Below are 24865 nucleotides of genomic sequence, written 5' to 3'. Positions count from 1 at the left end.
GCCCATTGCAGAGCGCAACAAAGTTGTCATCGTTACGCACTCATCGCTGGGAACTCATCGGGTTTCCATCAGATTTCTGACCCGCTTTCAGGTTGGACGGTTGGTGTTGCAGCCACCGGGGCGGCGTCAACGTTCGGGCCTGACGTGATCCGGTGTTCGACGGCGGCGGTCCCGGTCGCGCCCTGGAGGGCACGTCCGAAGGCTCGCCGCTTGATCGCCAGAGCCAGGCACGATGTGCTGGGGTGCAGCCATGCACCCCGGCCAGCCATCCGGCGTCGTTCATCCACCAGGACAGCGGTTGACCCGCTGCCTTCGGCGACGAGCCGGAGCAACTGCGACCGCGGGCCCTTCTTCCGGCATCCGATGCAGGTACGTTGGGGCTGATTCCCGGTGGAAAGCACTTCTGCCACGGTCATCGTCCTGACGTTCTTTCTGCTGGCCGCAGGTTGTCCGCCTCCGCAGTCACGGAAACGAGCACGCCCAAGGCACACGGCTGCCGGCCGTTAGGCGCGGTCTTATCTATTCTAGACCCTTCGGGCCGTTCTGCCCGAAACCGGGTGGCCGCTGCGTTGCATCAGCCACCCGGCCCGGAGGTCATTTATCGCGGTTGCCCGCTGCGTCGGAGACGATGTCGATGCGCCACCCGGTCAACTTGGCCGCCAGGCGGGCGTTCTGGCCCTCCTTGCCGATGGCCAGGGACAGCTGGTAGTCCGGGACCACAACGCGGGCGGAGCGCGTGGCCTCGTCCGTGATGGTGACCGAATTCACGCGCGACGGCGACAGGGCGCTGGCAATGAACGTTGCCGGGTTGTCGCTGAAGTCGACGATGTCGATCTTCTCGTCGTTCAGTTCGGTCATGACGGCTCGGACGCGGGAGCCCATTTCACCGATGCAGGCACCCTTGGCGTTGATCCCCGGGGTGTTGGCCTTGACCGCGATCTTGGTACGGTGCCCGGCTTCGCGGGCCAGCGCCACGATTTCCACCGAATGGTCGGCGATTTCGGGTACTTCGAGTTCGAAGAGCTTCCGGACCAGGCCCGGGTGCGAGCGGGACAGCGTGACGGACGGGCCCTTGGTGCCGCGGTGCACATCGATGACCAGGGCGCGGAGCCGGTTCCCGTGGATGTACTTTTCACCGGGAACCTGCTCGGGCGGCGGCAGGAGCGCCTCCAGCGATCCAAGGTTGACCTGGATCATGTGGGGGTTGTTTCCCTGCTGGATGGTGCCGGATACCAGTTCGCCTTCGCGGCCCTTGAACTCGCCCAGGACGTTGTCGTCCTCAACGTCGCGGAGCCGCTGCAGGATGATCTGGCGCGCGGTGCTGGCTGCGATGCGGCCGAACCCTTCGGGGGTGTGCTCGAATTCGCCGATGGGTGCGCCGTCGTCGTCAATTTCGACAGCCCAGATGGTGACGTGGCCGCTCTTGCGGTCCAGTTCGGCGCGCGCTTTTTCGAAGGCGCCGGGCGACTTGTGATAAGCCACCAGGAGCGCCTGCTCGATGGTGGGGATCAGGAGGTCCAGCGGAATTTCACGCTCACGCTCCAAAAGTCTCAGTGCGCTCATGTCAATATCCATCAGGCCTCCTCGGAAGGTCCATTGTGTTCAGGTTCCAGACCATCCTCCGGGAGGTGGCTGAATTCGATCTCGACTTTTCCGTTGCGGATCCTGTCGAAAGGAAGCGTTACTGGTTCACCCTGGCGGGGCTTCATGCCCTTCTTCACGGGCACCTCGGGAATAAGCGTCACTCCCCCGCCGTCCACGGCCTGGATGCGGCCGGTGACGTTTTCGCCCTGGATGACGTTGACCTTGACCATCCGGCCGCGGGCGCGGTGCCAGTGCCGGGGTTCGGTCAGGGGACGGCCGACGCCGGGCGAGGACACTTCGAGGTCGTAGGGGCGGCCGTCGTCGTTGGGGTCGTTGTCCAGGACATCGGAGAGCACCCTGGAGATATCCGCAATGACGTCAAGGCTGACTCCGCCGGTCTCTTCCTGCGGCAGGTCCACCACCACGTGGACCACGCGGTGGGAGCCGGGGATGATGGCTACATCCTCGAGGTAGAGGCGGTTGGCTTGGACGGCGGGTTCCAGGAGGGCCCGGAGCCTGGCGGCTTCGGGATTGTGGGCCGGTGCGGATCCGCTTCCCGTACCGGCATGGTCTGGTGAAGCTGTGGCTTCTGCATTGCTCACGATGCCGGCCGCCCTCCCTATAGATGATGTGGTGTTTACTAGCGTAGCTATTTTACCGGCCCAGTGGTGCACCCGGGTGCCCCCTCAGCGTGACACCATGGTCTGTTGTGAAAGACCGCCGCCAGGACCCCAAGCACCGCATGCGCCCGTTCCAATATGCCGTCCTTGCCCTCGCCGCCCTGGTTGTCCTGAGCCTCGGGTTCGCCCTGATTCCCGCGGAAAAACCCGCACCTGCCGAGCCGCCGTTTTCGGAGCGGGCCCGCGCAGCGGCCCTCAATTCGGCCCTGGAGATGCGCACCGCCGGACTCGGGCTCGCTGCCGCCGGCGCTGCTGATTCCCCCGCTGTGGGCTCCGTTGTGACCTTGCTGACCATCCAAGCCAGGGCCCTGATGGCCCCCGCGTCCGGGTCACCGTCCGCGCCGACGGAGGCTTCCATACCACCGGCAGCGGCGTCTCCGTCCGCCGACGCCGGTCCGCAAAACACCGCGGAGCTGGTCCGGGCCCTGGCCGGCAGCGGCTCAACCCGCCTGAAGGACGCGGAGACGGCCGACGGCGGCATGGCCCGGCTTCTCGCGGGCACCGGCACCGCGCAGCTCCTCGCCGCCGCCCAGCTGGCTTCCGCGGCGGGGGTTCCCATGCCGCAGGAGACTGCCGGGCCTGGCGCCGACGTGCAGGCAACGCCACAGGCAGCGTCCTCGTGCCCCTCTCCATCCGCGCCGGCTGCCACTGTTCCATCCCCCGCCGCCTTGGCCGCGGCCGTGTCCGCCGAACAGCAGGCCGTCTACGGCTACCAGGCAGCGCTCCCCCGCCTCGCCCCCGCAGACGCCGGCCCGGCGTCGGACTTCCTGGCTGCGCACAAGGAACTGGCTGCGGCGGCGGTGGAACGCCTGCGGCTGGCCTGCGGTCCGGACGTACCGCAACAGCCTGGATACGTCCTTGATCCCGCTTTCCTGGCCGCCCCGGCAGCGGCCCTGGGCAAGCTTGAGGCGGCCACGTTGGCGGCCTATGGCGATCTGGTGGCGGCAGCGCAGGGCCAGGACCGGATGTGGGCCTTGGCAGCCCTTCAGCCAGCCGCAGCCCGCACCCTTCGGTGGGGTGCGGATCCGGGCCCCGTCCCTGGCCTCACCCTGGACGAACGCCAATTGCCGGCCCTTCCCGCCGGTGCCGGCCGCCCCGCTGGAGCCACGCCGGCGGCGTCGCCCGTGGCATCCTGAACCCGTCCGGAACGGCGCATCTTTCCGGCCCTTGGCCCGGGCCCGCAAGGACGGCCTGTTGGAGGGTGGCATTGGGCGGGCCGGGATGGTTTGCTGAAGGGGTGAACGCGGACGAACCGGCCGAAATTCCGGAACCCACGGCAGCCGCCCGGCGCCTGGACCGGCACCTCGAGGCGGAACCGCACGGTGATGACACTGCCCACCGGCTCAACTGGCTGCGCGCCGGCGTCCTCGGCGCCAACGACGGCATCGTCTCGGTTGCCGCCATCGTGGTGGGCGTGGCCGGGGCCACCCCCGAAGTGGCCCCCATCCTCACCGCGGGCGTGGCCGGCGTGGTGGGCGGCGCGGTGTCCATGGCACTGGGCGAGTACGTTTCCGTCAGCAGCCAAAGCGACAGCCAGCGGGCGTTGATCGAGAAGGAACGGCGTGAGCTGGCCGAGGATCCGGAAGCGGAACTTGCGGAGCTGGCCGCCATCTACCAGGAGAAGGGCCTCACCGCCGAAACCGCGGCCAAGGTTGCCAAAGAGCTCACGGCCCACGACGTGCTGGCGGCGCATCTGTCCGCCGAACTCAACATCGACGAAGCCGACATCGTCAGCCCCTGGCATGCCGCCTTCGCCTCGGCCATCGCGTTCACCGTCGGGGCCATCCTGCCCATGCTGGCCATCCTGCTGCCGCCGCCGGACATCCGGGTACCCCTCACGTTCATCTCGGTCCTGGTCGCCCTGGCGTTGACGGGCGCCCTCGGCGCCTGGATCGGCGGCGGGTCGAAGACCCGGGCAGCGGTCCGGGTGGTGGTGGGCGGTGCCCTGGCGCTGGCGGCGACGTTCGTGATCGGCAACCTGCTGGGCGCCTCCGGTGTTGTCTGATCCCGCAGTGCCCCGCCCTGCGGCGCCTGCGGTCCCCGTTCCGCCCGGGCTCGCTGCCCGCTATGCGCGCAGCAGCGCCGGCCGGGACTGGCTGGGCAGCCTTCCGGGGCTGCTGGCCGACCGCCTGGAGCAGTGGCACCTGGAGGTGGACGCGGAGCCCGGCAGCTTCCCGTGGAGCGGCCACGGCGGCCTCGTGGTGCCGGTGCGGCGGGACGACGGATCCCCCGCGGCCCTCAAAATCGCGTTTCCCCATGACGAGGCCCAGGTGGAGCGGCATGCGCTGGCACTCTGGGGCGGCCGCGGTGCCGTCCTCCTGCTGGCCTCGGACGGCGCGTCGTGCGCCATGCTGCTGGAACGCCTTGAGGCCGGCCGGTCGCTTGCCGCCCTGCCGATGGATGAAGCCGTGCCGGTGTGGGGCGGACTGGTGCAGGAATTGGGGCTTGTTCCGGACCACCGCCGGGAATGGCAGGAATTCAGCCACATAGCCGCCCGGGCCGAGCAATGGAGCGACGACCTGCCCGCTGACTGGGACCAGCTGGGCCGCCCTTTTCCCAGGTGGCTGCTGGAGGCGGCCCTGGAGGTGTGCCAGACACGCGGCGCGGTTGGGCGTAGGTCCGCGCACGATGTCCTGGTCCACACGGACCTGCATTTCCTGAACATCCTGGCGCGGCCCGGGACGGCGGTGGCAACTCCGGCCGGCTACGCGGCGATCGACCCCCAGCCCATGATCGGCGAGCCCGGGTTCGCGGTCGCTCCGCTGTTGTGGAACCGCCTCAAAGACCTCCCTGCCGCCCGGCCAGGTCCTGCGCTGGTGGAGCGCTGCCGTGACTTCAGCGCCGCCGCCGGCCTGGACCCGGACGCAGCCCGGGAGTGGGCCATCGCCAGGGAAGTTGACAACGCGCTGTGGTACGCCCGGAACGGTCACCGTGGCGACCTGGCCCGCTCGCTCTGGGTGGCGAGCACCCTCGCCGGGAGCACCCTGGGGGACCTTCCGCATCCACATTCCCTTCCGGACCCCGGTCAGGGCGGATAAGGTCCGGCACCACGGGTGCCTCGCCGGCGGGGCGCGGTTCAGGACTTTACAGCGGGTCCTTCACGGCGGCCAGAGCTAACCGGACGGCGTCCACTGCCGTGGCCACGTCCTCCCCCGCCGTGTGCCAGTTGCTCACCGACACCCTGAGGATGTCACGGTCCCGCCAGCGCGAGCCGGACATCCACACCTTTCCCTCCTCGATGATGCGGGCGGTGACCGCGCGGGTGGTGGCATCGTCGCCGAACGCCAGGCACACCTGGGTGTAGCCGACGTCGTTGAGGACCTCCACCCCGTCCAGGGCCGCCAGCCCCTCCGAGATGGCCCTGGCCGCCGCGGCCAGGCCGGCCACCTGGGCCGCCACACCGCCCCGGCCCAGGCTTTTCAGGGCTGCCCATACCGGTACTCCCCGTGCGCGGCGGGAAAGCTCCGGCACCTTCTCGAAAGGATCCCCGGGGCCTTCGGCATCGTGCACCAAATAGCTCGCGTGCAGTCCCATGGCGACCCGCAGGGCCGACGGGTCCCGGACGATGGCGATGCCGCAGTCGTAGGGGACGTTCAGGGTCTTGTGGGCATCAGTACCCCAGGAGTCCGCCTCCTCAAATCCCTGGGTGAGGTGCCGCAGTTCCGGCGCCGCGGCCGCCCACAGGCCGAAGGCGCCGTCAATGTGGACCCAAGCGCCATGTTTGCGCGCCACGGCGATGGCTTCGCGAAAGGGATCGAAGGCGCCCGAATGCAGGTTGCCGGCCTGGAGGCACACCAGCGCCGGACCGCTCCCGGAGGCAAGGGCGGCATCCAGCGCGGCCGGCACCAGGCGGCCCTGCCCGTCAGCATCGACCTGCGTGGGCTGCCCAAGACCCAGGTACCGCAGTGCGACGTCCACGGTGTCATGCCGCTCCCGGCCCACGAAACAGCGGATCCGGGGGGCGCCTGACAGCCCGTCGCGGTCAAGGTCCCAGCCCGCGCCGGCCAGCAGCCGCCAACGGGCAGCGGCCATCCCGGTGAAGTTGGCCATAGTGGCGCCGGTGACGAAGCCGACGTCGGCCGTCGACGGCAGGCCCAGCAGTTCCAGAAGCCAGTGCCCGGCGCTGTCCTCGATGGCGGCGGTGGCGGGGGTGGCGTAGCGCAGGCACGCGTTCTGGTCCCAGGCGCTGACCAGCCAGTCCGAGGCAAGGGCCGCTGGCAGGGTGCCGCCGATGACCCAGCCGAAGAACCGGCCGGAGGGCATTGCCATCAGCCCGGGTTCGGCGTGCGTGGCCAGGAAGTCGACCACTTCCGCGGCCGGCATGCCCGCTTCGGGCAACGGACCACCGAACACCCCGCCAAGGTCTGACGCGTGCAGCCGCGGTCCCACGGGACGGTGCCGGAGGCTGGCCAGCCAGGCCTGCGAATGCCCTGCTGCGGCCGCCAGGGCCGCGGCATACTCGTCGTCGCCGTGTGCCATAACTGCATGCTACGCCGGGCCGGCGTGTGCCACGAGGACGAGTTTCCGGCCGGGATCAGGCGAAGTTTTCCTGCCAGACGTCGTAGCCGAGTTTGACGATCAATGCCGCGACAACCACCAGGAAGACCACCCGCACAAACTTGCTGCCCTGCTGCACCGCGGTCCTGGCTCCCAGGTACCCGCCGGCCATGTTCGCCGCGCCAAGCAGCAGGCCGATCCCCCACAGGATGGATCCGTGAGGGGCAAAGAACAACAGTGCCCCGGCGTTGGTGGCCATGTTGACGATTTTTGCCTTGGCACTCGCCTCCAGGAAGGCATACCCCATGGCAGACACCAGGGCGATGACCAGGAAGGATCCCGTCCCGGGCCCGATCAGTCCGTCGTAGAAGCCGATCACGGCACCGATGAGGCAGGCGACGACATAGTGGCGGTGGCCTTCGTGCCGGAGCGCCGTCAGCTCACCGACATTTGGTTTCAGGGCGGTGAAAAGCGCGACGGCGACCAGGGCCACCACGATGATGGGCTTGAAGACTCCGGCCGGCAGGGTGGCCGCCAGGCTGGCTCCGCCGAAGCTGCCCGCCAGGGCAATGACGGCCATGGGGACGGCCGTCCGGAGGTCCGGCCGCACCCTGCGGTAGTACGTGGCGGCGCTGGTTGCGGTTCCGAAGATGGAGCCCATCTTGTTGGTGGCAAGCGCATGGACGGGCGCGATGCCGGGAACCAGGAGCAGCGCGGGGAGCTGGATGAGTCCTCCGCCGCCTACTACGGCGTCAACCCAGCCGGCTGCGAATCCAGCCACCACGATCAGGATGATCGTGGTGAGCTGGATCGACTCGAAGCCGGAGATCACTGGTTGCGGACGGCGTTGACCACGTAGTCGACGGCCTTGTCCACCTCGATGTTCTCGGCCTGACCGCTGCGGCGGTCCTTGATCTCCACCACGCCGTCCACCAGGCCGCGGCCCACTGCCAGGATGGTGGGGACGCCCACCAGTTCCGCGTCGCCGAACTTTACGCCTGGCGAGACCTTCGGGCGGTCGTCGTAGATGACAGAAAGGCCTGCTGCTTCGAGGTCTGCCGAGAGCTTCTCCGCTGCCTGGAAGATGTCTTCACCCCTGCCCACGGCCACCACGTGCACGTCGGCAGGAGCCACGGTGCGGGGCCAGACCAGTCCACGGTCGTCGTGGTTGGCTTCAGCCAGGGCAGCCACGGCACGGGTGACACCGACGCCGTAGGAACCCATGGTGACCACAACCTGCTTGCCGTTCTGGTCCAGCACCTTCAGGTCCAGCGCTTCGGCGTACTTGCGGCCCAGCTGGAAGATGTGGCCCATTTCGATGCCGCGGGCGGTTTCGAGGGGGCCGGAGCCGTCCGGAGAGGGATCGCCGGCGCGCACTTCGGTGCACTCGATGACGCCGTCCCAGGTGAAGTCGCGGCCTGCCACGAGGCCGAAGACGTGCTTGCCGGCCTGGTTGGCGCCGGTGATCCAGGCGGTTCCGGTGACCACGCGCGGGTCCACCAGGTAGAGGAGCTTCGTGGCGCTTTCGGAACCGAGGAGTGCCTGGTCAAGGGTCAGGCCCGGGCCAAGGTAGCCCTTGACGATCAGCGGCTGCTTCTTCAGGTCCTCCTCGCCGGCCTGTTCGAGTCCAATCTCGCCCGCGATGGGCAGGAAGGCACCGATGTTCGCTTCGACGCGTTTGAGGTCCACCGCGCGGTCGCCCGGGACGCCGATGACCACCATTTGCCGCTCACCGGTGGGCAGTGTGACGGCGAGGACCACGTTCTTGAGCGTGTCAGCGGCAGTCCAGGCGCCGCCGTCGGCCTCTGCCCGCGGGGCGATCTGGTTGGACGCGGCAACCAGGGTCTCGATGGTGGGGGTGTCCGGGGTGTCCAGGACTTCCGCGGCCGGGGCGTTGGTGAAGTCGATCGGGTCGGGAACCACCGTGGTCACAGCCTCCACGTTGGCCGCGTAGCCGCCCGCGGAGCGGACGAAAGTGTCCTCGCCGATCTCGGTGGGGAACAGGAATTCCTCGCTTCTGGAGCCACCCATCGCGCCGGCGGTGGCGGCCACCGGCACAACGTCGAGCCCCAGGCGTTCGAAGATCTTCAGGTAGGCGGCGCGGTGCGCTGCGTAGCTGGCGTCCAGGCCGGCGTCGTCCACGTCGAAGGAGTAGGAATCCTTCATGATGAACTCGCGGCCGCGGAGGAGTCCCGCGCGGGGGCGCGCCTCGTCGCGGTACTTGTTCTGGATCTGGTAGAGGCTCAGCGGCAGGTCCTTGTAGGACGAGTACAGGTCCTTGACCAGGAGGGTGAACATTTCTTCGTGGGTGGGGGCCAGCAGGTAGTCTGCGCCTTTGCGGTCCTGCAGCCGGAACAGGCCTTCGCCGTACTCGGTCCAGCGGTTGGTTGCCTCATAAGGTTCCCGGGGCAGGAGGGCCGGGAAGTGGACTTCCTGGGCGCCGATAGCGGCCATTTCCTGGCGGATGATTTCCTCGACCTTGCGCAGGACGCTGAGCCCCAGCGGCAGCCAGGTGTAGATGCCGGGAGCGGCGCGGCGGATGTAGCCGGCGCGGACAAGGAGTTTGTGGCTGGCAACCTCGGCATCGACGGGGTCTTCGCGCAGCGTGCGCAGGAAAAGCTGGGACAGTCTTAGGACCACGGGTGGTATCCGTTTCTGGGGAAGTGCTGGGTCAGCAGGGCCGGACAATTCGTCTGGGTACTAATCTACCGGCAGTCAACGAACGGTACGGACTGGCGGGCCTGCTCCCTCCGTGGGCCACGCCGGGAAACAGTAGGGCCACGCCCGGGAATGCAAAGCCCCTGGCCCCCCAATAGGGCTGGTCATCGCATCCGGGCGTGGCCCGACGCCGTTATCGCCTGAGTACTGGTGAGGACTGGTGAGACCGCCCACCCCACTTCCAGCGCAGCTAGATCGAACTTATGTGATCGCGCACACGTTTGACAAGTGTTTTTATTTTTCGGAATCCGCTTGCCTGCAGTTGGCGCACACTTCTTCTTCAGCCACCGGTGGTTACTTGACCAGCGCGCCCGCCGATTCGAGGAGCGCCCCCGCCCGCTGCACGGCGTCGGCCTCGCTCGCGCCGCCGGAAGCCACCGAGGTGAGCACTACACCCTGCTGGACAACCTGCGCCGTGACCGTTGACTGCTTCTGGCCATTCGGCAACGCGGTGTCGGTGCGGTAGGCAATGGTGCCGGGCCGGCTGCCGACTCCCTCCAGCGCCGTGACGGTGACGGCCACCTCCATGCCTGAGGCCGTCATGGTCATGGAGGAGCACTTTGCCAGCTGGTCCTGCTGGCCCTTGAGCCTGGTGAGGAAGCTTTGGTCCAGGCCGGACACCAGGGAGAGCGCAGTGACGGCGCCCGTGGCAGCGTCGGTGCTCATGCCCACGGCCATGGCGGCGCCGTCGACGGACGGGACGGTGCTCGCGGCGGCGAGGTCCTTGCACTCGGCCGGCTTGACGTCGATGGAGGCAAGCAGCGCCTTCGTTTGTTCCAGCGTGGTGGCGATGTCCGCGCTGGGCAGGACGGACAGCCTCCGGTCGGCGGCGTCCCTCACCTGCCCGACGATGGCCGCGAGTTCTCCGGCCGTGTACGCCTTGGCTGTCGGCGTGGGTGTTGGGGTTGGCGTGGCGGTGGTGGCAACAGCGGTGGCGGTGCCGGCAGGCGCCGCAGGCGTGGACCCGGCCGATTTCGGTTCGGATGTTCCACCACAGGCGGACACTACCGTGGCAAGTAGGACAGAAACCGCGAAAGTTCCCAGCACCGACGTCTTCAATTTTCCCCCAATATTCTGCTTGCTCCCGGCGGTCGCCGGCTAGAAGAGAACTGTAGCGAAGGTGCCCACCTGGCGGAAGCCTACGCGTTCATAGGTGGACCGCGCCCTGGTGTTGAATCCGTTAACATAGAGGCTGGTCACGGGGGCCAATTGCTGGGCCCTTTCCACGACCGCGGACATGTAGCCGGCGCTCAGCCCCTGGCCGCGGAAGACCGGGTTCATCCACACGCCCTGGACTTGGGTGACGTGGTCCGTGACCGCCCCAAGCTCTGCCTTGAAAACCACGTCCCCTTTGTCGTTGAGGTGGACCATGGAGTGCCCCTGCCTGATCAGGCCCTCCACGCGGCGGCTGTAGAACTCCCTGCCGCCCAGGTAGGGCGAATAGCCCACCTCTTCCTCGAACATGGCGGCGCACGCCGGCAGGATGCGGTCGAAGTCGGCGAGGTTTCCCAAGGCCAGTCCGGGGTTGGGCTGTACCAATGCCGGCCCTTCAATAACCATCAGGGGCTGGTCGGCACGGACCTCGTGGGCCCGGTGGCCCAGCTCCGCGAGCTGGGCATGGAGTGCGAGCACCGCGTCGGCGGGCCCAAAAGCGGACGCATACCGGCGCCCGGAACTGTTGGCGGCCTCCGCCACCAACGGAGCCAGCTGGGGATCGAGCTGGACCGGAACCAGGTTGGCTCCGGCCCAGCAGGCGCCGGTGAGGACGCCGTCGTCGAAAACCCCAATGACCCCGGCCCCACCGCTGGTGGGCGCCGCGGTCTCCGTGGCGCGCAGGTGCGCCAGGATGAACACGTTGGTAACCGGATCCCGCTGGGCCAGCAATGTCAGCGCGGGGGTGTCCTGGCCGTCAAGGGTACGGACAGAAAGCCCCGCGGGGTCTGCCGCGTCCCTACGAGACGCTAACCACGGGGCTACCTTTGACAGCATCTTCGCCATCGGCCTCCCCCATCTCTTCCGCGATACGCATAGCCTCTTCGATCAGTGTCTCAACAATTGCGCTCTCGGGAACAGTCTTGATGACCTCGCCCTTAACGAAGATCTGCCCCTTGCCGTTGCCTGAGGCGACGCCGAGGTCAGCCTCGCGTGCCTCTCCGGGTCCGTTCACGACGCAGCCCATGACCGCCACGCGCAACGGGATCTCCATTCCCTCCAGCCCGGCGGTGACCTGCTCGGCCAGGGTGTACACGTCCACCTGGGCGCGGCCGCAGGACGGGCAGGACACGATTTCAAGCTTGCGGGGCCGCAGGTTCAGCGACTGGAGGATCTGGTTGCCTACCTTGATTTCCTCCACCGGCGGCGCGGAGAGGGACACCCGGATGGTGTCGCCGATGCCACGGGAGAGAAGTGCCCCGAACGCGGTGGCGGACTTGATGGTGCCCTGGAAGGCAGGCCCGGCTTCGGTGACGCCCAGGTGCAGGGGCCAGTCGCCCTTTTCGGCGAGCATTTCGTAGGCGGCCACCATCACCACGGGGTCGTTGTGCTTCACGGAGATCTTGAAGTCGTGGAAGCCGTGCTCCTCGAAGAGCGAGGCCTCCCAGACCGCCGATTCAACCAGGGCCTCCGGAGTGGCCTTGCCGTACTTCTTGAGGATTCCCGGCTCCAGGGAACCTGCGTTGACCCCGATGCGGATGGAGGTGCCGTGGTCCTTGGCCGCGGCGGCGATCTCCTTGACCTGGTCATCGAACTTGCGGATGTTTCCGGGGTTCACCCGCACTGCCGCGCATCCGGCCTCGATGGCCGCGAAGACGTACTTCGGCTGGAAGTGGATGTCGGCGATGACAGGGATCTGGGATTTCCGGGCGATGATGGGCAGCGCCTCGGCATCGTCGGCGGACGGGCAGGCCACGCGCACAATGTCGCAGCCGGACGCCGTGAGTTCGGCGATTTGCTGCAGGGTGGCGTTGATGTCCGTGGTGGGCGTGGTGGTCATGGACTGCACGCTGATGGGGAAATCAGATCCGACGCCTACCGAGCCGACTTTGATTTGGCGCGTCTTGCGGCGGGGGGCAAGGACGGGCGGCGGTGCTGACGGCATTCCCAGGCTGACCGAGGTCACGTGGACTCCTTGAGTTGAAAGGGTAGAAAAGCGGCTACGCGGCGATCCCGGCCAGCATGCCGGTTACCGGTGACCATTCGGTGATGCGGGTTCCGGCAATAACACCGGCTTCGGCGAAAGGATCCTGCTTGAGGATCGAGTTGAGGGCGGCTTCGTCTGATGCCTTGAAGATCAGCAGGGCACCCGCGCCGTCGCCGTAGGGTCCGCTGGCCACGATGACGCTGTCCTGCGCCAGTCCGCCTGTCCATTCCCGGTGCGCGGGGCGGACCTCGTTGCGGGTTTCGGTGGAATTGGCGGCATAAACGTACTCAACGGCAAAAACTGTCATACCGCTACCCTATCGCCATGGCAGGCCTGGTACCGTCCCAATCCCCAATACCGGAGGACGTGCCGGAGCGGCGCATACGCCTGCTCCGGGGCTGCGGTCAGTGCAGGAAGAGGACTTTGACCGCGGCAGCGGTGCCGGCCGCCCAGAGCATGGAAGTGAGGGTCCCAATAATGAAACGCTCAGCAGCGACCGGCGTCTCCTTCAGTTCGGCAAACCTGCCCAGGCCCTTGATGGCAACGATGTAGGCGATGGCCACGGGCTGGCCGGTAAGGATGGCCAGGCACACCCCCAGCCGCTCCAGGACGCCGATGATGGCCCCGCCGCGCAGGATGCGTTGGCTGGGTGCGGCGGGACCGGCTGCGGGGGCGTTCGACGGCGTACGGCCGGGAGGGGTGGTCAGCTCGTTGTCCACAGCCTGGCCGCCGCCTCCGCTTCCGGCGTCCGGGATAAGGTCCGAGGTGGCGTCAGCCGAGGGGTCCTCCTCCGCCGTTCGGGCTTCCTCCGCGGCCTTGGCGGCATCAGCCTTGTCATCGATGGTCCGGGCGAGCCTGAAGACCAGCGCAGTCACCGGCCAGCCGGCGAAACCCGCCACCACCAAGGCCACTGCCACCCACAGTGCGGTCACCTGTCTCCTTCAGTCCGGTCCACCGGCTCCTGGCCGGCCGGGGCGTCCTTCCGGCCCGGCGCGTCCTGCGGGGACTGGCCGACTTGGGAGTCGGCAAACCCCAGGAGCATGGACGCGGCAGGCCTGGCTGCCCATTCTTCCTGCCACCCGGAGCGGATCACGGTTCGGCTCACCGATTGCTCCGAGATTCCGAGTTCACTCGCCACGTGCTTCTGGCTTCCGTGCCGGCCCTGCCCCTGGCCGGGGGTGCCCACTCGGCGCAGGGCGTCCACTACCCGCCACTGGGCTTCCGTGCGGTCCTGGACGAGCCTGCCGAGCAGCCTGAGCACCGCTTCCGCATTGGCGCATGCCTGCACCCCTTCCCCGGCGGCGCCCCTGGCCGCTTCCCCAGCCATCATGCCGGGCATCACCGACAGCGGCACCTGGGATCCGGCTGCTTTGGCGAGCTCTACCGCCCGGCGGGCGGCAACAAAGGCCGTTCCGGTGCCTTCGCGGGGGCTGGCATGGGGTGCCAGGACAACAGTTCCGACGCCGATTCCGACGTACCAGTGTCCGCCGCGGAGCGCGTGCAGGGCTATCTCCACCACGGCGGCCGCATCCCGGACGACGCCTTGGACCTCATCCCCCACGGAGCGGTCGAAGATGGGCTTGTCCGGTCCCGGCAGTCCAAGGCGTTCCAGCTGGTCGAGCAAGGCCGGCACGCGGTCCTGGTCTCCGGTGCTTCCCCGCTGGTCGATGGTCATGACGAACATGCCTCAACCATAGACGGTTGATACTAGACAATCAATCAAATTTGGCTGATTTCCCGCAGTCAACCGGGAAGAGGCGATCAGCCGAACAGGTTGACCGGCTTGACGATGTCGGCGTAGATCAACAAGGCACTCATGCCCATCAACAGGGCTGCGACCACGTAGGTGACGGGAAGCAGTTTGGCAATGTCGAACGCCCCCGGGTCCGGCCGTCCGCGCAGCTTTGCCACCCTCCGCCGGGCGCCCTCATACAGGGCGCCTGCAACGTGGCCGCCATCCAGCGGCAGGAGCGGGACGAGGTTGAACACGGCGAGTGCGAAGTTCAAACCGGCCAGCAGGCCGACGAGGGTTGCCACCCGGGACTGCATCGGAACAGCCTCCATGGCTGCCACCTCGCCGGCCACCCGGCCGACACCCACCACGCTGATGGGGCCGTTGGGATCGCGCGGCTCTTCGCTGAACGCAGCCTTGGCCACTCCCACTACGCGGGCCGGCAGGTTGAGGACCACTCCGGCCACCTGGCGTATGTTCTCCCCCGCCATGGGCAGGACGGACGACGCCGGCTGCGGCACCAGGGCGGTCTGCGCACCGATGCCAAGGAATCCGACGTCCTGGTACTGGAGGTTGCCGGCGGCGTCGGTGGCCTGGCGGCCATCGCTTCCGATCACCGGCCGGGCCGACAGTACCGGCGTCACAGTGGTGGACACCGTTTGGCCGTCCCGCCGCACGGTGATGGCCACCTCCTTGCCGGCGGACGCACGGATCCACTCCGTCAACTGGTCCCACCGGGTGACGGGCTTCCCGTCGAAGGAGGTAATGGTGTCATTGGGCTTCAGGCCTGCCGCGGCGGCGGGGGTCAGCTGGCAGTCGGCGGAGTCGGGATCTACGGTTTGTCCCGCCGCCACCTGGCATTTGGACACGTCGGAAATGGTGGTGGTGGCCGTCGCAACACCAAAACCCATCAGCAGCACGGCGGTGAGCAGCACGCCCAGGATCATGTTCATGGCCGGGCCGCCCAGCATCACGATGACCTTCTTCCAGACGGGCAGCCGGTAGAAGACCCGGTTTTCGTCGCCCGGCCCCACTTCCTCGTGGGCCATGGATCGTGCCTCGGTGGCCAAAGTCTGGAACATGCCGGTGCTGGAGGGCCGGACTGAGCCGTCCTCCTTGTTGGGCGGGTACATGCCGATCATGGAGACGTAGCCGCCCAGCGGCACGGCCTTCACGCCGTATTCGGTCTCGCCCTTCCGGCGCGACCAGAGGGTCGGCCCGAACCCGATCATGTACTTCGTGACGCGGACCTTGAAGAGCTTTGCGGGGACCAGGTGCCCCACTTCATGGAGCGCGATGGACACGGCGATGCCAAGGGCGACGAAGACGACGCCGAGGATGAAAAGTAGGACAGGGGTCATGGAGGTGCTGCTGCTTCCTAGAGACTGCTGACTGCTAAACGTTCATGGGCGCGGGCGCGTGCCCAGCTCTCAGCATCCAGCACCGAATCCACCGTCAGCCCGGAGGAACCTGAGTGTTCGCTGAGCACGCTGTCCACGGTATCGACGATGTCGGTGAAGCGGATCCGGCCGGCATGGAACGCCGTGACCGCTTCCTCGTTGGCCGCATTGAAGACAGCCGGATAGGTGCTCCCCTGCTTGGCGGCGTCCTTGGCCAGCCCGACGGCGGGGAAGGCTTCGGTGTCCAGCGGTTCGAAAGTCCATGTGGCGGCCTGGGTCCAGTCGCAGGGGCTGGCTGCCTTGGGCACACGGGCGGGCCAGCCGAGCCCGAGCGCGATGGGCAGGCGCATGTCCGGCGGGGAAGCCTGGGCGATGGTGGAGCCGTCCACGAACTGGACCATGGAGTGGACCACGGACTGGGGGTGTACCACAACGTCGATCCGGTCCAGCGGAATATCGAACAACAGGTGGGCCTCGATGACTTCCAGGCCCTTGTTCACCAGCGTGGCGGAGTTGGTGGTGACCATGACTCCCATGTCCCAGGTGGGGTGGGCCAGGGCCTCCTGCGGGGTGACGGCGTGGAGTTCCGCCCGGCTTTTGCCCCGGAACGGTCCCCCCGATGCGGTGAGGATGAGCCTGTCCACCTCCTCGGCTGTGCCGGAGCGCAGGCACTGGGCGATGGCCGAGTGCTCTGAATCCACCGGGACAATCTGGCCTTCATGGGCCGCTGCCTTGACCAGGCTGCCACCCACGATCAGGGATTCCTTGTTGGCAAGGGCCAGCGTGGCTCCGGACTTGAGGGCCGCGAGCGTGGGGGCCAGTCCGATCGATCCGGTGATGCCGTTGAGCACCACATCCGCTTCCATCGCCGCGATGCGGGCGGAGGCGTCCGGGCCTGCCACGATCTCCGGCCGGTACCCCTGCCGGCCGGCCGCAGCAGCTGCCTCGCTGATCAGCGCCGCCAGACGGGCAGGATCCCCGCCGGCGATCCCCACCGCAGCGGCGCCGGTGTGGACCGCCTGCTGCGCCAGGAGCTCCAGGTTGCCGCCCCCGGCACTGAGGGCCACCACCTCGAACAGGTGGGGGGCGCCGTCGACGACGTCAATCGCCTGGGTGCCGATGGAACCGGTGGATCCGAGGAGGACGATTCTGCGTGGCTGCATCCATTAAGTATCCCGCACCCTCCACGGCCTCCGTGCCCCGGCCAGTGGGGGCACGGGAGTACCCACCCGGTCCTGACCTGCTGTTGGACCCTTGACCGGCCGGGGGCCGCGCGTAACGTGGAAGGCGTGGACTGGCTGTCGTGGTTTGATGCGCCGGAGTACCAATTCGCCCGGCAGGTGCTGCAACGGGGTGTCGCGGCGCTCTATTTCGTGGCGTTCCTGTCCACCTCGAACCAGTTTCCTGCCCTGCTCGGCGAGCAGGGGCTGCTGCCGGTGCCGAGGTTCCTGGCCGGGTTCAGCCGTCTGCGGCGCCCAACGCTGTTCCGTTGGCGGTACTCTGACGGGCTCCTGCGCGCTGTATGCGCCGCCGGCCTGGCGGTGTCGGCGCTGCTGGTGGCCGGGGTCCCTCAGCTGGGCCCGCCGTGGGTGCCGCTGCTTGCGTTCCTGGCCCTGTGGCTGCTGTATATGTCCATCGTGAACGTGGGGCAGACCTTTTACGGGTTCGGCTGGGAAATGCTGCTCCTGGAGGCGGGCTTTACCGTTGGCTTCCTGGGTTCCAACCAGACGGAGCCGCCCCGGACCATCCTGATCCTGATCGTGTGGCTGGTGTTCCGGCTGGAGTTCGGCGCAGGGATGATCAAGATCCGCGGCGGCAGGGAGTGGCGCGACCTGACCGCCCTTTACTACCACCACGAAACACAGCCCATGCCGGGGCCGCTGAGCCGGCAGGCGCATCTGCTGCCCAAGCCGCTGCACCGGATGGAGGTGGTGGGCAACCACATCGCCCAGCTGGTTGTGCCGTTCCTGCTGTTCGCACCCCAGCCGGTGGCAGGTGTCGCGGCGGGGGTGGTGGTGGTGACGCAGCTGTGGCTGGTGGCCAGCGGCAACTTCGCCTGGCTGAACTGGATGGCGATCGTGCTGGCGTTCGCTGCGGTCAGCGACCCCGTAGCCCATGCCGTGATGCCCGCCGTCCCCGCGGACTGGAGTGCCGCTGCGGGTGCCCGGCCGGCAACCCCGCTGTGGTGGCTGGCCCTTACCCTGGCGGCGTCGGTCCTGCTGCTGGTGCTGAGCTACTGGCCGCTGCGGAACCTCTTCTCCCGCCGGCAGCTGATGAACGCCAGCTTCAACCGGTGGCAGCTGGTCAATGCGTACGGGGCGTTCGGCACGGTGACCAAACAGCGCATCGAGATCGTGGTGGAGGGCACCCTGGATGAGGACCCCGGCGACGGTTCGGACTGGCGGGAGTACGGCTTCAAGGGCAAGCCGGGGGACGTCCGCCGGATCCCGCGGCAGTGGGCCCCCTATCACCTGCGGCTGGACTGGCTGATGTGGTTCCTGCCGCTGCGGACCGTGCACGAGGAATGGTTCTACGCCTTCCTGCGCAAGCTGCTGGCAGCTGACCGGCAGATGCTGCGGCTGCTGCGGAAGGACCCGTTCGACGGCGCCGCGCCACGCTGGGTGCGCGTGCGCAGCTTCCATTACCGTTTCGCCGGCCGGAGGGAGTTCCGGGAAACGGGGAACCGCTGGGTGCGGACGCTGCTGTCCGAGCCAATCCCGGCCACGGCCCTGCGGCGGCCGGAGGGCCGGCAGCGGTAGCTATGCCTCCACGGCGGAGCGGCGGACGATCTCCTGGGCGTGTTTGAGGATGGGTCCGTCGATCATTTTGCCCTGGTACTTGAAGACTCCGGAGCCCGCCGACGCTGCGGCGTCCAGCAGGGCAGTGGCTGCGGTCACCTCATCGGCCGAGGGCGCATAGGCTTTCCGCACCACGGATGCCTGGCTGGGATGGATGCAGGCCTTGGAGCTGAAGCCGGAGGCAACGGCGTCGGCCGCTTCGGCGGCCAGCCCGTCGAGGTCGGGGATGTTGGTGTACACGGCGTCCACTGCTTCCTTTCCGTGGGCACGCGCTGCCAGGAGCACGGACGAGCGGGCGTGCAGGGCCACGGCCCGGTAGCCGCCGTCGTCCTTCCGGCTGGACGTACCGCCCAGGGAAGCCAGCAGGTCTTCGGCCCCCCACATGAGGCCCACCACGTTGGGGGCCGCGGCGATGGCAGCGGCGTTGAGCACGCCCACGGCCGTTTCGCACAGCGCAATCACCTGGTAGCCCTCCAGCGCCTTGAGCTGGTCGGCCGACTCCGCCTTGGCCAGCATCACGGTGCGGTAGGGCGTGTGCGCCAGGCAGTGCAGGTCTTTTTCGAAGTCCTCGGTGCCGACGGGGTTCACCCTGACGATGGTGCAGCTGGGCTCAAGCTCGGGTTCCACGCCCGTGGTTCCCAGTTGGGCCAGGATGGCGCCGCGCGCCCGCTGCTTGTCCGCCGGAGCCACGGCGTCTTCGAGGTCCAGGATGACGGCATCCGCGCGGGCTGCGGCCTTTTGGTAGCGCTCGGGACGGTCGGCGGGGCAGAAGAGCAGGGCGGGGCCCATCACAAAGGTCATAAGGCTATTCTCCGACGTTTTGGCTGTTCTGCGCGTTTTGATGCGCCTCCCGGGTCCACATCAGGCAGCTGCGGGTGGCCCGTGCCACCACGGCGCCGTCCTGGTTCCGGCCGGTGTGCTCCATGGTCACGATGCCCTGGCCGGGGCGCGAGGCCGAGAGCCTCCTGCCGGTGATGGCCGTCTCCGTGTACAGCGTGTCCCCGTGGTACAGCGGGTGCGGGAAGGAAACGTCCGTCAGTCCGAGCTGGGCGATGATGGTCCCTTGGGTCAGCTGGGTGACGGACTGGCCCACCATGGTGGCCAGGGTGAACATGGAGTTCATCAGCCGCTGCCCAAAGGGCTGGCCGGCGCTCCAGGCGGCGTCAAGGTGCAGCGCCTGGGTGTTCATGGTCAGGGTGCTGAACAGGACGTTGTCGGTTTCCGTCACCGTCCTGCCCGGACGGTGTGCATAGACCAGCCCCTCCTCCAGCTCATCGAAGTACAGCCCGCGCTGTTCGATGACCTGCCGGCCGCCGGCCGCCGCGTGGTTGCCGTAAGTGGGGTTGCTGCCGGTCATACGGTGAGTTCCCGGTCTTCTTCGAACAGGTCCGCGCCGGTGGCGGCCACCACGTCCTCCACCGAGACGTTGGGGGCCAGTTCGCTCAGGACCAGCCGTGATCCGCTGCCCTCACGCACCACGTCGATGACGGCCAGGTCGGTGATGATCCGGTCGACGCAGCCCTTCCCGGTCAGCGGGAGGGAGCATTCCTTCACGATCTTGGGTTTGCCGTTGCGGTCGACGTGTTCCATCATCACGATCACGCGTTTGGCACCGAACACCAGGTCCATGGCGCCGCCCATCCCTTTGACCATCTTTCCCGGGATCATCCAGTTGGCCAGGTCCCCGTTGGCGGCAACTTCCATGGCGCCGAGCACGGCCACGTCAACGTGGCCGCCGCGGATCATGCCGAAGGACGTGGCTGAGTCGAAGAACGCCGCTCCCCTGTTGACGGTCACGGTCTCCTTGCCGGCATTGATCAGGTCGGGGTCGATCGCGTCCTCTGACGGGTAGGGGCCGACGCCCAGGATGCCGTTCTCGGAGTGCAGCACCACCTCCACCCCGTCCGGAATGTAGTTGGGGATCAGGGTGGGCATTCCGATCCCCAGGTTCACGTACTGGCCGTTGCGGAGTTCCTTGGCCACCCGGGCGGCCAGCTCGTTCCGCGTCCAGCCTTTCGTTTCGGCGCCCGCTGTCGAATCACCGGCACCGGAATGCTGTTGGGAACCCGCCCGCCGGTATTCCGGGCGGACGGCTTCGGGCCGCGGGGCGTCGGGGCTGTTGGGATCCATGGTCATGCTCCTGCCTGGTTGAGTGCCACCGTCCGCTTTTCGATCCGTTTTTCCCCGTCCCGGGCCAGGACCACCCGCTGGACGAAGATGCCGGGGGTGTGGATGTGTTCGGGGTCCAGTTCGCCGGGCTCCACGAGTTCCTCCACCTCGGCGATGGTGATGCGCCCTGCCATGGCACACAGCGGGTTGAAGTTCATGGCGGTGGCATGGAAGACCAGGTTGCCGTGCCGGTCGCCCTTCCACGCATGCACCAACCCGAAGTCCGGTGTGAGCGACTCCTCCAGGACATAGTCCACTCCCCCGAAGGAGCGCACTTCCTTCGCTGCTGAGGCGACCGCGATCCCTCCGTGGGCGTCGTACTTCTGCGGCAGGCCGCCGTCGGAAACCTGCGTGCCAACCCCCGCCTTGGTATAGAACGCCGGGATCCCCGCCCCGCCGGCCCGCAGTTTCTCGGCCAGCGTGCCCTGCGGGGTGAGCACCACCTCCAGCTCGCCGGCCAGGTACTGGCGGGCGAACTCCTTGTTCTCGCCGACGTAGGAGCTGATGGTGCGCCGGATGCGGCCATCGCGGAGCAGGATGCCGAGCCCCCAGTCATCCACGCCGCAGTTGTTGCTGACGGTTTCCAGGTCCGTGGTGCCTGCCCGGTGCAGCGCGTCGATCAGGGCCACGGGGATCCCGCAGAGCCCGAATCCGCCCACCGCCAGCGAGGCGCCATCGGGGATGTCCGCTACGGCTTCGTCAGCGCTGGCAACAACCTTGTCAATCATCATTGATCCTTTCAGGCCGGCATACGTCCCTGCGGCGAACGCAGGGGCTACAGCCCCAGTTCGCGGGCGATCAGCATCAGCTGGACCTCCGTGGTGCCCTCCCCCACTTCAAGGATCTTGGAGTCGCGGTAGTGGCGCGCCACGGTGAACTCGTTGATGAAGCCATAGCCGCCGAATACCTGGGTGGCATCCCGCGCATTGTCCATGGCCGCTTCGCCTGCGACCATCTTAGCGATGGCCGCCTGGGTCTTGAACGGCTTGCCGGCGAGCATCCGGGCGGCCGCGTCGTAGTAGGCCAGCCGTGCCGTGTGGGCCCGGGCCTCCATCCGGGCGATCTTGAAGGAGATGGCCTGGTATTTGCCGATTTCGTGGCCGAAGGCCCGTCGCTCGCGGGCGTACCTGACGGACTGGTCAACGCAGCCCTGCGCGGCACCGGTGGCCAGGGCGGCGATGGCAATCCGACCTTCGTCCAGGATGGACAGGAAGTTGGCGTAGCCGCGCCCCTCGGTCCCCAGCAGGTTTTCCTCCGGCACCCGGACGTCCTTCAGGGTGAGGGGGTGGGTGTCCGAGGCGTTCCAGCCCACCTTGTTGTAGGGCTTCTCCGCCTTGAAGCCGGGGGTGTCCGTGGGCACCAGGATGGTGGAGATGTCCTTCTTGATGCTGCCCTCCGGGCGTTCCTGCTGGCCGGTGACGGCGGTGACGGTGACCAGCCGGGTGATGTCGGTTCCGGAGTTGGTGATGAACTCCTTGTTGCCGTTGATCACCCACTGGCCGTCCTCGCGCCTGGCATGGGTCTTGGTGCCGCCGGCGTCTGAGCCGGCTTCCGGCTCGGTGAGTCCGAACCCGGCGAGCGCCTGGCCGGACGCCAGCATGGGCAGCCACTCCTCTTTCTGCGCGTCCGTGCCGAACCGGTACACCGGCATGGCGCCCAGGGACACCCCGGCCTCCAGGGTGATGGCCACGGACTGGTCCACCCGGCCGAGCTGTTCCAGTGCGAGCGCCAGGGCGAAGTAGTCCCCGCCCATTCCGCCGTATTCCTCCGGGAACGGCAGCCCGAACAGGCCCATCTCCGCCATCTGCTTCACCACTTCATAGGGGAAGCTGTGCTCTTCGTCGTGCTTGGCGGACACCGGGGCCACCACGTTGTCCGCGAAGTCGCGGACGGTGTCGCTGAGGTCCTGGTATTCCTCGGTGAGTTCAAAACCGGTCATGGTCAGGCTCCTTCGCCTTGTTCTGCAGCTTCGTCTGTAACGGTGTCCGCGTCGGTGTGTGCGGGTTCCGCATCCGTGGGGTGGATGGTGGCCAGGATTTGATCAGCCCTGACAAGGTCGCCGGTACGGGCGGTGAGATGGACGGTGCCGGCCAGGGGGGCTACCAGGTGGTGTTCCATCTTCATGGCCTCAACGGACACCAGGACCGCCCCCGCCTCCACCGCATCTCCGTCGCTGACGGGCACAGCCACCACTGTTCCGGTCATCGGCGAGCGCACTTCCGGATCGGCGGCGCCTTCTTGGCGCTGGACGGCTGCGAGGACCCGTTCCAGCCGTGCCTCGCGGTTGAGGAGCTCCAGCCGGCAGGACCAGCCGCCGCTGCCGAGGAAAAGCTGCGTGGGCTGTCCGGGGGGTGCGGCCACCCGGTACTCCCGGGCTGCCCCGCCGAGGGTAAGGACTGCGCTGCCGTCTTCCGCCAGGCGCAGCGACGCTGCCTGCCGCGGGCCGCGGTCGACCGCTACCGTTGCGGCCTGTCCCCCGCCGGGGCTGCCGCTGACCAGCACGGTGGCCACCCCGCCGTCGGGCGTTCCCAGACTGATCCGGCGGGGCGCCAGCGCCCCCAGCCGCCAGCCGCTCCGGCCGTGCCAGGGGCCGGACGCTGGTGCGGGGGTGTTCTGCGCCTCCATAGTGAGGCTGTACAGCGCGGCGGCCACCAGCTCGTGATCGCTGAGGCGCCTGAATTCCAGCGCCGGCATCTTCCGTTCGATCAGCCCGGTGTCCAGTCGCCCGGCCCGGACGTCGGCATCGCCCAGCAGGAGCCGCAGGTACTCGACGTTGGTCTCGATGCCCAGGGCCGTGTAGCCCGCCAGTGCCTTGTCCAGGGTTTCCAAGGCTTCCGCACGGTCTCCGCCCCAGGCGATGACTTTGGAAATCATGGGGTCGTAGTTGGCGGAGAGCTCCAGTCCTTCCACCAGCGAGGAATCCACCCGCACCCGGCCGTCCGCACCCGGGGACAATTCGTCCAACTGGAGCACCGTACCGGTGGAGGGAAGGAAGTTCTTCTCCGGCACCTCGGCGTAGACGCGTGCCTCCACAGCGTGGCCGGAAAGCCCGACATCGGCCTGCCGGATGGTGAGGGGCTCACCGGCGGCGATCCGTACCTGCCACTCCACCAGGTCGATGCCCGTCACCATTTCCGTGACGGGGTGCTCCACCTGCAGCCGGGTGTTCATCTCCATGAAGAAGAACTCGTCCGGCGCGTCGTCCGAGACCAGGAACTCCACGGTTCCGGCGCCGGTGTAGTCCACGCTGCGGGCGGCGTTGCAGGCTGCCTCGCCGATCCGGGCACGGACGTCCGCACCGTTGGGCAGGCCCTCCAGCAGGGGCGACGGGGCTTCCTCGATGACCTTCTGGTGCCGCCGCTGCAGCGAGCATTCGCGTTCCCCCAGGTGGATGACGTTGCCGTGGGCGTCCGCCAGTACCTGGACCTCGATATGCCGCGGGGTGGTCACCAGCCGCTCCAGGAACAGGGTGTCATCCCCGAATGCGGCGGCGGCGACCCGGCGGGCCGTGGCCAGGGCGGCGGGCAGGTCAGCCGCCTTCTCCACCACGTGCATGCCTTTGCCGCCGCCGCCGGCGGAGGGCTTGATGAGCAGCGGGTAGCCGACGGCGCCGGCCGCTTCCTCGAGCTCACTGTCCGTCATGCCCGGCCTGGCGATCCCGGGGACTACTGGCACGGAGTGGCCTGCCACGTGGTTCTTGGCGCGGATCTTGTCACCCATGACGTTCAACGCGTCCACGCCCGGACCGATGAAGGCAATGCCGGCCTCCGCGAGCGCACGGGCGAAGTCCGCGTTCTCGCTCAGGAAGCCGTAGCCGGGGTGGACCGCTTCCGCGCCGGACTGCCGGCAGGCTTCCAGGATGGCGTCGACGCTGAGGTAGCTTTCCGTTGCCGCCGCCGGGCCGATGCGCACGGACGTGTCGGCTTCACGGACGTGGCGGGCGCCGGCGTCGGCATCGCTGTAAACGGCCACCGAACGGATTCCCAGGGCGCGCAGTGTGCGGATGACGCGGCAGGCAATTTCCCCCCGGTTGGCCACCAGGACGGTGGTGAAGAGGGGTGCGCCGGGAGTCTCGGCGCTGCCGGCCCCGGCGGCCGCTGTGACTGTGGCGTACCGCTGCGTTGCGGTATTGGTCTGCATGGTCATTG

Annotated in this window: 24 protein-coding genes; 4 read left to right on the top strand and 20 right to left on the bottom strand. The window is 68.0% G+C overall.

The features are described 5' to 3' along the window. Nucleotides 1-68: 68 nt before the first annotated feature. The 3 genes from ACFVTD_RS07420 to rimP form a co-directional block, all read right to left on the bottom strand. A complete protein-coding gene (locus ACFVTD_RS07420) occupies nt 69-416 on the bottom strand; it encodes a YlxR family protein (RefSeq protein ID WP_141181158.1) in 348 nt (115 codons plus the stop codon). A gap of 178 nt (nt 417-594) precedes the next feature. Then, nucleotides 595-1575 carry a transcription termination factor NusA gene (gene nusA, locus ACFVTD_RS07415; RefSeq protein ID WP_387560296.1) on the bottom strand — a complete coding sequence of 327 codons (981 nt, stop codon included), beginning with the start codon at nt 1573-1575 and terminating at the stop codon, nt 595-597. Beyond that, entirely contained in the window at nt 1575-2186 is a 612-nt protein-coding gene (rimP, locus tag ACFVTD_RS07410) for a ribosome maturation factor RimP (RefSeq protein WP_387560293.1), read from the bottom strand. Before rimP ends, nusA begins: the two co-directional genes overlap by 1 nt. A gap of 107 nt (nt 2187-2293) precedes the next feature. Here rimP and ACFVTD_RS07405 point away from each other — a divergent pair, with 107 nt between their 5' ends. The 3 genes from ACFVTD_RS07405 (at nt 2294) to ACFVTD_RS07395 (ending at nt 5302) form a co-directional block, all read left to right on the top strand. Further along, complete coding sequence (locus ACFVTD_RS07405; RefSeq protein WP_387560290.1) at nt 2294-3400, top strand: DUF4439 domain-containing protein; 1107 nt, start codon at nt 2294-2296, stop codon at nt 3398-3400. Between the two features lie 155 nt (nt 3401-3555). Further along, nucleotides 3556-4269, top strand: a complete 714-nt coding sequence (locus tag ACFVTD_RS07400) for a VIT family protein (protein ID WP_387560532.1) — start codon at nt 3556-3558, stop codon at nt 4267-4269. Further along, on the top strand, nt 4262-5302 hold the full coding sequence (locus ACFVTD_RS07395; protein ID WP_387560287.1) for an aminoglycoside phosphotransferase family protein: 1041 nt from the start codon (nt 4262-4264) through the stop codon (nt 5300-5302). Before ACFVTD_RS07400 ends, ACFVTD_RS07395 begins: the two co-directional genes overlap by 8 nt. A gap of 46 nt (nt 5303-5348) precedes the next feature. Here the strand turns inward: ACFVTD_RS07395 and ACFVTD_RS07390 are convergent, their stop codons facing one another. The 11 genes from ACFVTD_RS07390 to dxr all read right to left on the bottom strand — a co-directional run bounded on the left by ACFVTD_RS07390 (nt 5349) and on the right by dxr (nt 16913). Further along, nucleotides 5349-6743, bottom strand: coding sequence for a pyridoxal phosphate-dependent decarboxylase family protein (locus ACFVTD_RS07390; RefSeq protein ID WP_387560284.1), 1395 nt, complete (start codon nt 6741-6743; stop codon nt 5349-5351). A 55-nt stretch (nt 6744-6798) separates the two neighbouring features. After that, nucleotides 6799-7593, bottom strand: a complete 795-nt coding sequence (locus tag ACFVTD_RS07385; RefSeq protein ID WP_387560281.1) for a sulfite exporter TauE/SafE family protein — start codon at nt 7591-7593, stop codon at nt 6799-6801. Next, on the bottom strand, nt 7590-9401 hold the full coding sequence (locus tag ACFVTD_RS07380) for a proline--tRNA ligase (RefSeq protein ID WP_387560279.1): 1812 nt from the start codon (nt 9399-9401) through the stop codon (nt 7590-7592). Before ACFVTD_RS07380 ends, ACFVTD_RS07385 begins: the two co-directional genes overlap by 4 nt. A 372-nt stretch (nt 9402-9773) precedes the next feature. Next, entirely contained in the window at nt 9774-10538 is a 765-nt protein-coding gene (locus tag ACFVTD_RS07375; RefSeq protein WP_387560276.1) for a hypothetical protein, read from the bottom strand. 39 nt (nt 10539-10577) lie between these two features. Next, a complete protein-coding gene (locus ACFVTD_RS07370) occupies nt 10578-11468 on the bottom strand; it encodes a GNAT family N-acetyltransferase (RefSeq protein ID WP_387560529.1) in 891 nt (296 codons plus the stop codon). Beyond that, complete coding sequence (gene ispG / locus ACFVTD_RS07365; RefSeq protein ID WP_141161002.1) at nt 11431-12597, bottom strand: flavodoxin-dependent (E)-4-hydroxy-3-methylbut-2-enyl-diphosphate synthase; 1167 nt, start codon at nt 12595-12597, stop codon at nt 11431-11433. The genes ACFVTD_RS07370 and ispG overlap by 38 nt, the downstream gene beginning before the upstream one ends. Nucleotides 12598-12631: 34 nt before the next feature. Next, on the bottom strand, nt 12632-12925 hold the full coding sequence (locus ACFVTD_RS07360; protein ID WP_387560272.1) for a YciI family protein: 294 nt from the start codon (nt 12923-12925) through the stop codon (nt 12632-12634). A gap of 97 nt (nt 12926-13022) precedes the next feature. Continuing rightward, nucleotides 13023-13550: a hypothetical protein gene (locus ACFVTD_RS07355; protein ID WP_387560269.1), complete on the bottom strand. Its 528-nt coding sequence runs from the start codon at nt 13548-13550 to the stop codon at nt 13023-13025. Continuing rightward, a complete protein-coding gene (locus ACFVTD_RS07350) occupies nt 13547-14302 on the bottom strand; it encodes a MarR family transcriptional regulator (RefSeq protein WP_387560266.1) in 756 nt (251 codons plus the stop codon). Before ACFVTD_RS07350 ends, ACFVTD_RS07355 begins: the two co-directional genes overlap by 4 nt. Nucleotides 14303-14379: 77 nt before the next feature. Then, nucleotides 14380-15711 (bottom strand): M50 family metallopeptidase, encoded by a 1332-nt coding sequence (locus tag ACFVTD_RS07345; protein ID WP_387560263.1) that lies wholly within the window; start codon nt 15709-15711, stop codon nt 14380-14382. A 17-nt stretch (nt 15712-15728) separates the two neighbouring features. Then, nucleotides 15729-16913: a 1-deoxy-D-xylulose-5-phosphate reductoisomerase gene (gene dxr / locus ACFVTD_RS07340; protein WP_387560260.1), complete on the bottom strand. Its 1185-nt coding sequence runs from the start codon at nt 16911-16913 to the stop codon at nt 15729-15731. 126 nt (nt 16914-17039) lie between these two features. Here dxr and ACFVTD_RS07335 point away from each other — a divergent pair, with 126 nt between their 5' ends. Next, nucleotides 17040-18509: a lipase maturation factor family protein gene (locus ACFVTD_RS07335; protein WP_387560257.1), complete on the top strand. Its 1470-nt coding sequence runs from the start codon at nt 17040-17042 to the stop codon at nt 18507-18509. On the opposite strand, the gene ACFVTD_RS07330 is transcribed toward ACFVTD_RS07335, so the two are convergent. Genes ACFVTD_RS07330 through ACFVTD_RS07305 form a run of 6 tightly spaced genes read right to left on the bottom strand, consistent with a single transcriptional unit; the run spans nt 18510 to nt 24863 of the window. Continuing rightward, nucleotides 18510-19349 (bottom strand): HpcH/HpaI aldolase/citrate lyase family protein, encoded by an 840-nt coding sequence (locus tag ACFVTD_RS07330; RefSeq protein ID WP_387560254.1) that lies wholly within the window; start codon nt 19347-19349, stop codon nt 18510-18512. Between the two features lie 4 nt (nt 19350-19353). Further along, nucleotides 19354-19905, bottom strand: a complete 552-nt coding sequence (locus ACFVTD_RS07325; RefSeq protein ID WP_387560251.1) for a MaoC family dehydratase — start codon at nt 19903-19905, stop codon at nt 19354-19356. Further along, nucleotides 19902-20684, bottom strand: coding sequence for a CoA transferase subunit B (locus ACFVTD_RS07320; protein ID WP_387560248.1), 783 nt, complete (start codon nt 20682-20684; stop codon nt 19902-19904). Before ACFVTD_RS07320 ends, ACFVTD_RS07325 begins: the two co-directional genes overlap by 4 nt. Then, nucleotides 20681-21445, bottom strand: coding sequence for a CoA transferase subunit A (locus ACFVTD_RS07315; RefSeq protein ID WP_387560526.1), 765 nt, complete (start codon nt 21443-21445; stop codon nt 20681-20683). The genes ACFVTD_RS07320 and ACFVTD_RS07315 overlap by 4 nt, the downstream gene beginning before the upstream one ends. Nucleotides 21446-21492: 47 nt before the next feature. Then, nucleotides 21493-22656, bottom strand: coding sequence for an acyl-CoA dehydrogenase family protein (locus ACFVTD_RS07310; RefSeq protein WP_387560246.1), 1164 nt, complete (start codon nt 22654-22656; stop codon nt 21493-21495). 2 nt (nt 22657-22658) lie between these two features. After that, nucleotides 22659-24863, bottom strand: coding sequence for an acetyl/propionyl/methylcrotonyl-CoA carboxylase subunit alpha (locus tag ACFVTD_RS07305; RefSeq protein WP_387560243.1), 2205 nt, complete (start codon nt 24861-24863; stop codon nt 22659-22661). Nucleotides 24864-24865 lie beyond the last annotated feature (2 nt).

This window comes from Pseudarthrobacter sp. NPDC058119 (assembly GCF_042884655.1).
Lineage (GTDB): Bacteria > Actinomycetota > Actinomycetes > Actinomycetales > Micrococcaceae > Arthrobacter.
This window is presented reverse-complemented; position numbering and strand designations above follow the sequence as displayed.